The 11,056-nt window shown below is 53.1% G+C and carries 15 protein-coding genes; all 15 read left to right on the top strand.

Going from position 1 to position 11,056, the window contains the following annotated elements:
* Positions 1 to 693 precede the first annotated feature (693 nt).
* Positions 694 to 906: a type II toxin-antitoxin system prevent-host-death family antitoxin gene (locus QZT94_RS04755; protein ID WP_296773227.1), complete on the top strand. Its 213-nt coding sequence runs from the start codon at positions 694 to 696 to the stop codon at positions 904 to 906.
* Complete coding sequence (locus tag QZT94_RS04750; RefSeq protein WP_296761132.1) at positions 903 to 1,286, top strand: type II toxin-antitoxin system death-on-curing family toxin; 384 nt, start codon at positions 903 to 905, stop codon at positions 1,284 to 1,286. Before QZT94_RS04755 ends, QZT94_RS04750 begins: the two co-directional genes overlap by 4 nt.
* An 858-nt stretch (positions 1,287 to 2,144) precedes the next feature.
* Positions 2,145 to 2,453 (top strand): 30S ribosomal protein S10, encoded by a 309-nt coding sequence (gene rpsJ / locus QZT94_RS04745; protein WP_022864279.1) that lies wholly within the window; start codon positions 2,145 to 2,147, stop codon positions 2,451 to 2,453.
* Positions 2,454 to 2,464: 11 nt separating this feature from the next.
* On the top strand, positions 2,465 to 3,133 hold the full coding sequence (gene rplC, locus QZT94_RS04740) for a 50S ribosomal protein L3 (protein ID WP_296761129.1): 669 nt from the start codon (positions 2,465 to 2,467) through the stop codon (positions 3,131 to 3,133).
* Positions 3,134 to 3,135: 2 nt separating this feature from the next.
* Complete coding sequence (gene rplD / locus QZT94_RS04735; RefSeq protein WP_296761126.1) at positions 3,136 to 3,780, top strand: 50S ribosomal protein L4; 645 nt, start codon at positions 3,136 to 3,138, stop codon at positions 3,778 to 3,780.
* A gap of 4 nt (positions 3,781 to 3,784) precedes the next feature.
* Positions 3,785 to 4,090, top strand: a complete 306-nt coding sequence (gene rplW / locus QZT94_RS04730) for a 50S ribosomal protein L23 (protein WP_072510699.1) — start codon at positions 3,785 to 3,787, stop codon at positions 4,088 to 4,090.
* A gap of 15 nt (positions 4,091 to 4,105) precedes the next feature.
* Entirely contained in the window at positions 4,106 to 4,942 is an 837-nt protein-coding gene (gene rplB / locus QZT94_RS04725; RefSeq protein ID WP_296761122.1) for a 50S ribosomal protein L2, read from the top strand.
* A 14-nt stretch (positions 4,943 to 4,956) separates the two neighbouring features.
* Positions 4,957 to 5,238, top strand: coding sequence for a 30S ribosomal protein S19 (rpsS, locus tag QZT94_RS04720; RefSeq protein WP_024059448.1), 282 nt, complete (start codon positions 4,957 to 4,959; stop codon positions 5,236 to 5,238).
* A 27-nt stretch (positions 5,239 to 5,265) separates the two neighbouring features.
* Entirely contained in the window at positions 5,266 to 5,634 is a 369-nt protein-coding gene (gene rplV / locus QZT94_RS04715) for a 50S ribosomal protein L22 (RefSeq protein ID WP_022864273.1), read from the top strand.
* Complete coding sequence (rpsC, locus tag QZT94_RS04710) at positions 5,634 to 6,545, top strand: 30S ribosomal protein S3 (RefSeq protein WP_296761119.1); 912 nt, start codon at positions 5,634 to 5,636, stop codon at positions 6,543 to 6,545. The genes rplV and rpsC overlap by 1 nt, the downstream gene beginning before the upstream one ends.
* A gap of 1 nt (position 6,546) precedes the next feature.
* Positions 6,547 to 6,966: a 50S ribosomal protein L16 gene (gene rplP / locus QZT94_RS04705; RefSeq protein ID WP_072510702.1), complete on the top strand. Its 420-nt coding sequence runs from the start codon at positions 6,547 to 6,549 to the stop codon at positions 6,964 to 6,966.
* The gene (gene rpmC, locus QZT94_RS04700) at positions 6,966 to 7,196 is read left to right on the top strand and encodes a 50S ribosomal protein L29 (RefSeq protein WP_072510703.1); all 231 of its coding nucleotides are present in this window, start codon (positions 6,966 to 6,968) and stop codon (positions 7,194 to 7,196) included. Before rplP ends, rpmC begins: the two co-directional genes overlap by 1 nt.
* A 5-nt stretch (positions 7,197 to 7,201) precedes the next feature.
* On the top strand, positions 7,202 to 7,486 hold the full coding sequence (gene rpsQ / locus QZT94_RS04695) for a 30S ribosomal protein S17 (protein ID WP_072510704.1): 285 nt from the start codon (positions 7,202 to 7,204) through the stop codon (positions 7,484 to 7,486).
* Between the two features lie 313 nt (positions 7,487 to 7,799).
* The gene (locus QZT94_RS04690) at positions 7,800 to 8,999 is read left to right on the top strand and encodes a Gfo/Idh/MocA family oxidoreductase (RefSeq protein ID WP_296761117.1); all 1,200 of its coding nucleotides are present in this window, start codon (positions 7,800 to 7,802) and stop codon (positions 8,997 to 8,999) included.
* Positions 9,000 to 9,092: 93 nt separating this feature from the next.
* Positions 9,093 to 10,685 carry an MFS transporter gene (locus QZT94_RS04685; RefSeq protein ID WP_296761143.1) on the top strand — a complete coding sequence of 531 codons (1,593 nt, stop codon included), beginning with the start codon at positions 9,093 to 9,095 and terminating at the stop codon, positions 10,683 to 10,685.
* The last annotated feature ends 371 nt before the right edge of the window (positions 10,686 to 11,056 follow it).

Here is an 11,056-nt window from a genome sequence, read left to right as displayed (position 1 = left end):
CGCTTGCGTCCGCGCGGGAGGAACACCCTAGGCTCTTTGTCCTTTTTGGCGACGTTTTACCCTCCCGGGGTAGTTGCGCCCTTCCGAGATGGGAATTGTGGCCGGTCTTGGGGCGGTTTGGTGGTATTGGGAGGGTGGTTTTGTCTAGGGAGGGTGGAATGGTTGAGGGATTTAATAAAACTGGTGGTGGGCTTTGGTGAAATCACCCTCCGGCGACAGAATCACCCTCCGGTGACAGAATCGCCCTCCGGGTACGGAATGACCCTCCGGGTTGGGTGGCGACGGCTGGTTATTGGTGATTTTGCCCGGATTGGGAGGGTGAAAACGTTGCACAGATTGGTTTGCCTGCTCGCCCCGAGCGCTTTTACCGCGGCAGCCCCGCTGCGTCAGTCGTGGAGGACCCTGCTGTCGCGCGGAAGGGAGGAAAAACCTAGTTTCCGCGCAGGACGTTACTAAAAACACCCTTGCGCGGCGGAAAATGAGTGCCGCGATACGACTGACGCAACCGCTTCGTAATCTCAACACGCGTACCCAAGCAAACCACTCCATCGTTCATGCCAACAATCTATTTTGCGCTCAAACTAAATGAGGCACCACACCGCCTTCGCGCACAATATACATAAGGTACGCCGACCTATTGACTCTGGACCAGATATTAGCCATAATTCTGCTAAGTCAAGAAGGGGAATGTCGATGCCTGCAATTACAATGGGTCTAGCGGAAGCGAAAAATAATTTTTCCCGGGTCACAGCCGAAGTGAACAGGACGGGGAAACCCCTCACAATTTTGAAGAATAACCGGCCGTGGGTAATTATCCAACCGGCACACGGCGCTACCGAAGTAGCCGACGTTGCAGTCGACTTCATGGATGAATATGCCGACGTATTTCAAGAACTGGCCAAATGAGCGGATTTGCGTTTTCGCGGCAGGATGTCCTCGCTATTCATGCTGCGGCGATCGCTCGGTTCGGCGGACTCGATGGAGTTCGCGATGAGGGAATTTTAAAGTCCGCGCTCGGACAGCCTTTCCAGACCTTTGGTGATGAACATTTGTACCCTGATCCAATTGAGAAGGCGTGCAGATATGCGTTCGGAATTATCTCCGGTCACCCATTTCTAGATGGAAACAAGAGAACTGGTGCCGCACTCTTAGGCACATATCTCAGAGTATCCGGTATAGATTTCAAACCCGATCATGCTTCATTTCTCGAGACTATTCTGGGCGTGGCGGATGGGTCGGTTGGATACGATGAGCTCGTACGCTGGGTAAGAAATGTAGTGGAGTGACCAAACCTCAGGTTTATCCAGGGGATCCTATTTAGTGCACGCAAGAGCTAATGCCCATTTGGGGGTGCGGATTGTTTTTTGGACAGTTTTATACTACCGGGTAATGTTTGGGGAACTGAGTGCCCCGGCACTAGATGGCATAGGTCATTCGCTGCTTAGGAAATTAATAATTGCAAGGTTATTTTTCGGGTTTTGCGTCCTCCTAGCAGGCTGGGATAAAGCCTAGCCCCGCGCGATACGGGCGCTACCCACCCGCAAGTGCTGAAGCTGTGAATGGGCTGGCACGGTAAAAGATGCGAGAGACCGGTTGCAATCACTAAACGAAACATCGGAAACACACCTATTTGTCTCAGTGAGATAATGCCTCTAGCCGAGCGAAGCAAGGCTCACTGGGCTCCCCCGAGCACTTTTACCGCGGCAGCCCCCCTTCAGGTGGGGGAGGATTCTGCTGATGCGTGGAGGGGAAGAGGAATACATGCGTCCTCGGGCAGTAAAAATCGGAAAAATAAGCACCGCGACACGCCCGGATGCGGGGACGTGGGGTCATTCACATGAGTGCAGCTTGAAAGGGTTCCAGGTGACGCGTTAGAGTTACTTACTGGCTCTAGTTGAAAGGTGCGCGGCGCGTACCCGCTCTCCTAGCGCCCGGTAGCAAGAACACAGGAATCGATTCGTGCCCGGTGAAACAGTTCGCCAGGGATCACGCAGATCACCTCCCTAAATTATTTTAGGGATTTTTGCGCTTGCAACCGGCAAAGCTCGCCCCTGCGGGCTTAGCGCAAGCAAGGGAGGAAATCCCCTGGCAGGCCCGGAATAAACACCGGGGAAACATCTACGGAAGAAGAAGAGGTAGACGGAATGGCGGGACAGAAAATCCGCATCCGGCTGAAGTCATATGACCACCAGGTCATCGACTCGTCCGCGAAGAAGATCGTGGAAACGGTCCAGCGCGCGGGCGCCACAGTGGTAGGCCCAGTACCTTTGCCGACCGAAAAGAACACGTTCACCGTGATTCGGTCGCCACACAAGTACAAGGACAGTCGCGAGCAGTTTGAAATGCGTACGCACAAACGGCTCATCGATATTGTCGACCCGACGCCTAAGGCAGTCGATTCGCTAATGCGTCTCGATCTGCCCGCTGACGTAAACATCGAGATCAAACTCTAAGGAAAGTAATTATGACCACGCAGACCCAGCCGGCTGCCGCAGTACCCACTCGGGCACTTCTCGGCCGCAAGCTAGGCATGACGCAGGTTTGGGACGAGGACGGAAAAGTCGTTCCCATCACCGTCGTGCAGGTCGACAAGAACGTGGTGACGCAGGTTCGCGACCAAGAAACCGATGGCTATACCGCCATTCAAATCGGTTTCGGTCAGATTGACCAGCGCAAAGTCACCAAACCCCTTGCCGGCCATTTCAATAAAGCAGGCGTCAGCCCCCGTCGTCACCTGGTAGAGGTGCGCACTGGCGGAGATGGCGAATTCACTCTTGGCCAGGAACTGGCTGCCGACATTTTTGAAGTCGGCCAGAAAGTGGATGTTACCGGAAAGACCAAAGGTAAAGGCTTTGCCGGGGTTATGAAACGACACGGCTTTGCCGGCGTTTCCGCCTCCCATGGCGCTCACCTTAACCACCGTAAACCTGGTTCTATCGGCGCTTGCGCCACCCCCGGACGCGTATTCAAAGGCCTACGTATGGCCGGACGCATGGGTGGAGACCGCCGAACCATCCAAAATCTTAAAGTTCAGGCAGTCGATGCCGAAAAAGGCATTGTCTTGGTTACCGGTGCTATTCCCGGTCCCAAGGGCGGCATCGTCCTGATTCGTAGTGCAGTGAAAGGTGCGTAACTATGACTAATCTTTCGCTAAACGTAACTGATCCCGCTGGTAAAGAAGTTGGCAGCGTTGATCTGCCCGCCAGCATTTTTGATCGGGATCCCAATATCGCTTTAATGCACCAGGTTGTTAACGCTCAGCTTGCGGCGGCTCGTCAGGGTACTCACTCCACGAAGACCCGTGGTCAGGTGCGTGGCGGCGGCAAGAAGCCGTGGCGTCAGAAAGGCACCGGTCGGGCTCGACAAGGCTCGATTCGCGCGCCGCAGTGGCGTGGTGGTGGGGTAGTACATGGCCCGCAACCGCGCGATTACTCCCAGCGCACCCCCAAGAAGATGAAGGCGGCGGCACTGGCTTGTGCCCTGTCTGATCGGGTACGCAAGGATCGTATGCATCTCGTGTCTCAGTTGGTAGCCGGGGATACCCCTTCCACCAAAGCGGGTCGCGAACACATCGAATCCCTGGTAGACCAGCGCTACGTTTTGGTAGTGCTGAGCCGTTCGGAAGAAGAACAGGTATTGTCAGTGCGTAACCTGCCGCAGGTGCATCTGCTCATGGTTGACCAGCTCAATACCTACGACGTACTCAACAATGAGGACGTTATCTTCACTGAGGCCGCGATTCGCCAGTTCATCGCCGATAAGACCGGACAGGAGGCGTAAAGCAATGGCACTCGAGGTTACTAAGAATCCGCGGGATATTATTTACCGCCCGATCGTCTCGGAAAAAGCCTATGGGTTGATGGATCTCGGAAAATATACTTTCGAGGTAGACCCGAAAGCTAACAAGACCGAGATTCGGATCGCCATCGAAAAAATCTTCGATGTAAAAGTAAAGACCGTAAACACGATTGCGCGCAAAGGTAAGCGGGTACGTACCCGCACCGGCTATGGCAAACGCAAAGATTGCAAACGAGCCATTGTTACCTTAGCCGAAGGCACAATCGATATTTTCAACGAAACGACTGCGTAAAGGGGTGAACAAGTAATGGGTATTCGTAAATACAAGCCGACTACTCCCGGTCGCCGTTTCGCATCGGTATCTGACTTCGCGGAAATTACCCGCGACCACCCGGAGAAGTCCCTGCTGCGTCCTATCCACAAAACTGGTGGACGTAACAATGACGGTCGCATCACTTCCCGTCGGCGTGGCGGGGGACATAAGCGCCGTTACCGCGTGATTGATTTCCGTCGTCACGACAAAGATGGGGTGCCCGCAAAGGTTGCCCACATCGAATATGATCCGAACCGCAGCGCCAATATCGCCCTCCTGCACTATGCAGATGGCGACAAGCGCTACATCATTGCCCCCAATAAACTGCATCAGGGTGACCAGATTGAACAGGGGCCGGCTGCTGATATTAAGCCTGGCAACTGTTTACCACTAACCAACATTCCGTTGGGTACCGTGATTCACGCAGTGGAGATGCGTCCTGGTGGGGGAGCCAAGATCGCTCGCAGCGCGGGAGTTTCCGTGCAGCTGGTGGCGAAAGAAGGCAAATATGCCCAGCTAAGGATGCCTTCCGGGGAAATCCGTAACGTAGAGGCTGCTTGCCGCGCCACCATCGGCGAGGTTGGTAACTCTGACCACGGCAATATCAACTGGGGTAAAGCCGGACGGATGCGCTGGAAGGGACAACGTCCCAAGGTACGTGGTGTGGTAATGAACCCGGTTGATCACCCGCACGGTGGCGGCGAAGGCCGTACCTCTGGTGGTCGTCACCCGGTTAGCCCCTGGGGTAAGCCCGAGGGTCGTACCCGCCGTCCGAATAAAGCCAGCGATCGCCTGATTGTGCGTCGTCGGCGGACCGGCAAGAAGCGTTAGGTAGGAGATAAATCATGGCACGTAGCCTAAAGAAGGGTCCTTTCGTCGACGACCATTTGATGAAAAAAGTCGACGCTCTGAATGACGCCAATAAAAAGTCGGTTATCAAGACCTGGTCACGCCGCTCTATGATTACCCCCGATTTTATTGGGCACACTATCGCGGTACACGACGGACGCAAGCACGTTCCGGTGTACATCACCGAAAACATGGTTGGTCACAAGTTGGGCGAATTTGCTCCTACTCGTACCTTCCGCGGACATGACAAGGACGACCGAAAGGCACGCCGCCGCTAGGCGCGCCGGAAGAGAAAGAAGGCAAAGATGGAAGGCATGGCGAAAGCGCGTTTCGTGCGCTCTACGCCGCAGAAGTCGCGTCGCGTCGTGAACATGATTCGCGGCAAGAACGCCCTTGAGGCCTACGACATCCTGCGTTTCGCTCCGCAAGCGGTCGCAACTGATGTTCGCAAGGTGCTTCGCAGCGCAATGTACAACGCCGCCGCTAAAGCAGATCGGTCTGGCGACAAAGAAACGTTTGCGGAACTGAAAGTTTCGCGGGCATACGTAGATGAAGGCCCCACGATGAAGCGATTCCGTCCGCGCGCTCAAGGGCGTGCAGGGCGAATCCTTAAACGGACCAGCCACATCACGATCGAGGTTTCTGACGGCAAACAGGAAGAGGAGAACGACTAATGGGACAAAAGGTTAGCCCTACCGGTTTTCGGCTAGGTATTACCACCGATCACCGTTCCCGCTGGTTCTCGGACTCCACTAAGCCGGGACAGCGTTACAGTGATTTCGTAGATGAAGATGTGCGCATTCGTAAGGTCATGGAAAAGAGCCTGGAGCGCGCCGGGATTTCGCAGATCGATATTGAACGTACCCGCGATCGGGTACGGGTTGATTTGCACACCGCTCGCCCCGGTATCGTTATTGGCCGGCGCGGCGCAGAAGCAGATCGGCTGCGTGGCGATTTGGAGAAGCTCACCGGTAAGCAGGTGCAGCTGAACATCCTCGAAGTTAAGAATCCTGAGATTGATGCGCAGCTAGTGGCACAAGGAATCGCGGAACAGCTCGCCGCGCGCGTATCGTTTAGGCGCGCAATGCGTAAAGGTATGCAGTCGGCGCTGCGTGGAGGAGCCCTCGGGATCCGAGTGCAGTGCTCGGGTCGTCTGGGCGGGGCGGAAATGTCTCGTTCAGAGTTTTACCGCGAAGGTCGGGTGCCGTTGCATACGCTGCGTGCCCTGATCGATTACGGCTTCTATGAAGCTCACACCACTTTCGGACGCATTGGCGTTAAAGTATGGATTTATAAGGGCGACTTGACCGAGACGGAGTTCACCCGCAAGCAGGCTGAATCCTCAGGGCGTTCCGGACGCGGTTCCCGCAGAGGACGCGCTGGTCGTGATGGCTCTCGTTCCGGTCGGCGTTCGGCACGCACAGAGGGTCGCCAAGAAGGCGCTCCCCAAACGGAAAAAGCCGAGAATGTAAGCTCGGAGGATAAAACCGCCGAGAAGGCAGTAAAAGACGATCAGGCTTTAGCCGCTAATAACGCTGTAGCTGAAGAGGCTGTGAAGCCCCAAGAAAACGGAACGGAGGAGTAACGTGTTAATTCCTCGTAGGACTAAATGGCGCAAACAGCATCGCCCTACTCGAAAAGGTGTGGCTAAGCGCGGTACTGAACTAGCATTCGGTGAATACGGGATTCAGGCCCTAGATCACGCCTACATTACAAACCGGCAGATCGAGGCCGCTCGTATCGCTATGACCCGCTATATTAAGCGTGGCGGTAAAGTGTGGATTAACATTTTCCCTGACCGCCCGCTGACGAAGAAACCGGCTGAAACTCGTATGGGTTCCGGTAAGGGTTCTCCCGAATGGTGGGTAGCTCCGGTTAAGCCCGGTCGCATTATGTTCGAACTAGCGGGTGTTTCTGAAGATGTAGCTCGTCAGGCAATGAGTCGTGCGCAGCACAAGTTGCCGATTAAGACCCGTTTCATTACCCGTGAAGGCGGTGATCAGTAATGGCAAAGGGCTTGAAAATGTCCGATTTGGATATGCTGGATGAAGAACAGCTGTCCAAGAAACTAGATGAAGCTAAGACTGAGCTGTTTAATCTGCGTTTTCAGCTGGCCACTGGTGCTGGTGAAGATCGCGGACAGATTGGGCAGCTACGTCGCGATATTGCCCGCATTTACACTATCGCTAGAGAGCGGGAGCTCGGTATTCGTACCGCTCCGCAGGCTGAGGAGTAGGATTTATGAGCGAAGAAACTGAGAAAACTGCTGTTGTAGAGCGTAATCACCGCAAGGTGCTGCAGGGCTACGTCGTGTCCGACAAAATGGACAAGACGGTTGTCGTGCAGGTAGAAGATCGCGTTAAGCACCGCTTATACGGCAAGGTGATTAACCGTCGTAAGCGCTACAAGGTACATGACGAAAACAACGAATGCGGCATCGGTGACTTGGTACGGATTATGGAGACTCGTCCTTTATCCAAGACTAAGCGCTGGCGGGTCAGCGAAATCATCGAGAAAGCTAAGTAGCTTTTTGCGTGCAGGTAATCGAGTTTGTTGCTTTAAAACGCGCTGATGAAAACCAGATTGGTTAGATGGTCTGCGTTTATAGGGGCTAATTAGCTCGATTTCCTTTAGCCGTAATAACTGGGGAGTTTCGTGGATGTTATCCACGAAACTCCCCTTTTTTATCCCCACAGTTACTAAGAATGTTTGTATGTTAGGTCAAATGCTAGATAAGGAGAATACTTTTTGCTAGATTTAGGGGGTGCGGAACTAATCGCTGAGTGACATTAGTCCTCGCCCCTAAAAACAGCCAATGGAGGCTGAGTAAGGAGTATTTATGTCAAATGACAAAGAAATCGGGGTAGGGGTAATATCCCTAGGATGGATGGGGCGTCTACATACGCGTTCCTATAAAGCCATGTCGGAACTATTTCCCGAACTGGGCGCGAAGGTGCGTCTAGTCGTAGCCTGTGACCCGATAGAAGAAACCCAAAGATTAGCGGTAGAAGTCCTAGGTTTTGAGAAAGCAGTCGCAGATTACCAGGAAGTCCTCTCTGACCCAGACGTCGACGTAGTATCTATTTGTTCACCCAATTTCCTGCATTGCGAAATTGCAGTAGCTGCCGCTAAAGCCGGAAAACCATTTTGGATAGAGAAACCAATGGGTGTAAACGCTACCGAATCTCGTGAAATTGCGCAGACAGCCGCACAGGCAGGGTTAAATACCGCGGTTGGTTTCAACTATCGCCACACTCCCGCAATTGAACAGGCGCGCCAACTCATAGCCGAAGGTAAACTAGGACGGATTACCAACGTTCGCTGCTGGTTAATAGCCGACTATGCCTCCAGTCCTCTCGGTCCGTACACCTGGCGTTACGACCGAGAAAAAGCCGGTGCTGGGGTAGTTGGTGACCTAATGAGTCACGGAGCTGACCTGGTGCAATACATATTACGAGACCGCATCAGCGCAGTTTCAGCTCTGAGTGACACCTTCATCAAAGAACGTCCTATTCCCACCAAAGCCGGGGTGGGTCACAGCGGCTGGGAAGTTTCAGACGAAAAGAAAGAAGTTGGAAACGAAGACTATGTCGCCATGATGGTGCGCTTTGACTCTGGCGTAGTTGGCACCTTGGAATCTTCCCGGGTAAGCGTAGGCCCGAGAGCCGAATATGTGGTCGAAGTATATGGTACCAAAGGCTCAGTTAGGTGGAATTTTGAGCACCTCAATGACCTAGAAGTATGTATTGGGCAAGACAATGGCGATATACACGGCTATGTCCGTTCCATGGCAAACCCACATTATCCACACTTCTCGCGGTTCCAACCCGGTGCCGGAACCTCAATGGGCTTTGATGATATGAAAGCTGTCGAATGTTACCAGTTCCTTTCAGGAGTTCTAACTGGTAAACAGATAGCGCCTTCGGTAGCAGATGGCTGGTCAGCAGCAGAAATTGACCAGGCAACCGTCGCCTCAGCGGCAGACGGTCAATGGCATGAAGTAGCCAAAGTAAGCGGCGCTACCACCTTTGATAAATAACCCTTTTCAAACCGCAACCAGAAAGTTAAATCCGTGAAAGAAACTCAAAGAAAAACTCCTCTAAATGAGTTGAGTAAAGAAAAACTTGATGAAATGTTGCAAGAAACGCCGCCCTCCGGCAAACGGCGGGGCATTCTTGCCATTGCCGGGGTTGCTACCCTCGGGTCACTGCTATTCGGCTACGACACCGGAGTGATTTCCGGGGCGCTACCCTATATGTATATGCCACACGGAGCCGGTGGTATGGGTATTACCCCCGCTCAAGAGGGCGCGATTGGGGGAATCTTGACCTTGGGTGCGGCTTTTGGCGCACTATTTGGAGGGCGACTTTCCGACCGGTATGGTCGCCGACACAATATCATTTTGCTAGCGATACTGTTTATTGTGGGTGCAATCGGGAATACATTCGCCCCCAATATCTGGGTAATGTATCCGTTCCGGCTAATCCTGGGGTTAGCAGTAGGGGGAGCCTCCGCTACCGTACCGGTTTTCTTGGCAGAAACAGCTCCAAAGAGAATCCGTGGCACTATCGTGGCCGTAGATCAGCTGATGATTGTGACCGGGCAGCTACTTGCCTTCTCGATGAACGCGATTATTAACTCTGTGCATGGTGGCCCGCAAATCACCGTAAAATCTGATCCCGCTGGAGTAGTCACCGCCGGTGAATACTCTTGGGATGTTCTGAATGATATGGTTGCTAAACATTTAGGCAGCTCCGATACCCAAGCCATCCATGAATTCATCTCCAATATGGCTATTTCTAGCGGTAACGGTTCCGCTTGGCGCTGGATGATAGTGCTGTGCTCCGTTCCAGCAATCGCATTATGGCTGGGAATGCATTTTATGCCGGAATCTTCCCGCTGGTACGTGTTACAACAGGAAGTATATGCCGCTATCGGTTCACTAAAACGAGTACGCGACCCGCAGAAAGACGGGGACATTAGTGAAGAAATGTACGAGATGGTGAGGGCACGTCAAAGCCAGGCTAACGGACCTAAGGGTACATTCCGTCATGTTATGAACACGCCCTGGCTGCGAAAACTGTTGTTTGTTGGCATATTCTTGGCAATCGTAAACCAGACGACCGGCGTAAATACTGTTATGTATTACGCACCTAAAGTGCTAAATATCGCCGGAATGGGGACTTCTGCGGCGATTACCGCACAGGTAGCAAACGGGGTTATGAGCGTAGTAGGCTCTGTATTCGGATTGTTCCTGATTACCAAGTTCCGGCGGCGCACGATTTTAATCTGGGACGTGACCCTAGTGGGTATCATCTTGCTGGGAATCGCGTTTATATTCCACTTTATGATTGCACCTCATGCGTCTGTAGCAGAAGTGCCGACCTGGGCGGGATACTTAGTGTTAGCCATGATGGCTGTATTTATGCTGGTTGTGCAGTCCTCTAATGGTACCGTGGTTTGGACAATGCTTGGGGAAATGTTCCCGGCAAATGTTCGTGGCATTATGAACGGAACTGCCATCTTCTGTATGTGGATTATGAACGCCGTCATTACCTGGACATTCCCCCCGATGATTGCTGCATTTGGCGGAGGACTCACCTATGCGCTTTACGGGGTGTTAAACCTGGTTATTGCGGTGGTGCTATTCAAGATAATGCCGGAAACTTCCGGGCGTTCCCTTGATGAGATTGAAACCTATATGGAGCGTATCTACAGTAAATAGGCTAGAAATATAAGTTTAAAGCGGTAAATCTGCGGCTTATTATTTGTTGCTGAATGCGTGATGCGGGGGCGAGCTAGCTCGCCCCCGCATTTCTTGTAGCTTGCTGTCTGTTGGGCCTGGGGGCGGGGTTGGTTGTTTCCTGTGTCGGGGCTGGCTTGGTAAAAGCACTCCGGGATTCTGTTACCTGCTTTGTTGGGGTGTTGCGGGGAGGCGGTTTTTGCCTCGCGCCTCTTGCGTACCTGGAAATTGTGGGTGCGGGGGAAAGTTTGTCCTCCTGCCCAAGAATTTGGAAAACGTGGCGACGTTTTCCAAATTCTTATGCCCACCGCACCTACTCGGATCAAACTTTCCCCCGCCCTTCTGTCATTACT

The organism is Varibaculum sp. (assembly GCF_008661855.1).
Classification (GTDB): Bacteria; Actinomycetota; Actinomycetes; order Actinomycetales; family Actinomycetaceae; genus Varibaculum; species Varibaculum timonense_A.
Note: the sequence above shows the minus strand (reverse complement) of the source record. Positions and strands in the feature narration are given on the sequence as shown.

Bases quoted from the DNA above. Each gene is read 5' to 3' on its own strand.
- QZT94_RS04755 (WP_296773227.1), top strand. From the start codon at position 694: ATGCCTGCAATTACAATGGGTCTAGCGGAAGCGAAAAATAATTTTTCC.
- QZT94_RS04750 (WP_296761132.1), top strand. From the start codon at position 903: ATGAGCGGATTTGCGTTTTCGCGGCAGGATGTCCTCGCTATTCATGCT.
- rpsJ (WP_022864279.1), top strand. From the start codon at position 2,145: ATGGCGGGACAGAAAATCCGCATCCGGCTGAAGTCATATGACCACCAG.
- rplC (WP_296761129.1), top strand. From the start codon at position 2,465: ATGACCACGCAGACCCAGCCGGCTGCCGCAGTACCCACTCGGGCACTT.
- rplD (WP_296761126.1), top strand. From the start codon at position 3,136: ATGACTAATCTTTCGCTAAACGTAACTGATCCCGCTGGTAAAGAAGTT.
- rplW (WP_072510699.1), top strand. From the start codon at position 3,785: ATGGCACTCGAGGTTACTAAGAATCCGCGGGATATTATTTACCGCCCG.
- rplB (WP_296761122.1), top strand. From the start codon at position 4,106: ATGGGTATTCGTAAATACAAGCCGACTACTCCCGGTCGCCGTTTCGCA.
- rpsS (WP_024059448.1), top strand. From the start codon at position 4,957: ATGGCACGTAGCCTAAAGAAGGGTCCTTTCGTCGACGACCATTTGATG.
- rplV (WP_022864273.1), top strand. From the start codon at position 5,266: ATGGAAGGCATGGCGAAAGCGCGTTTCGTGCGCTCTACGCCGCAGAAG.
- rpsC (WP_296761119.1), top strand. From the start codon at position 5,634: ATGGGACAAAAGGTTAGCCCTACCGGTTTTCGGCTAGGTATTACCACC.
- rpmC (WP_072510703.1), top strand. From the start codon at position 6,966: ATGGCAAAGGGCTTGAAAATGTCCGATTTGGATATGCTGGATGAAGAA.
- rpsQ (WP_072510704.1), top strand. From the start codon at position 7,202: ATGAGCGAAGAAACTGAGAAAACTGCTGTTGTAGAGCGTAATCACCGC.
- QZT94_RS04690 (WP_296761117.1), top strand. From the start codon at position 7,800: ATGTCAAATGACAAAGAAATCGGGGTAGGGGTAATATCCCTAGGATGG.
- QZT94_RS04685 (WP_296761143.1), top strand. From the start codon at position 9,093: ATGTTGCAAGAAACGCCGCCCTCCGGCAAACGGCGGGGCATTCTTGCC.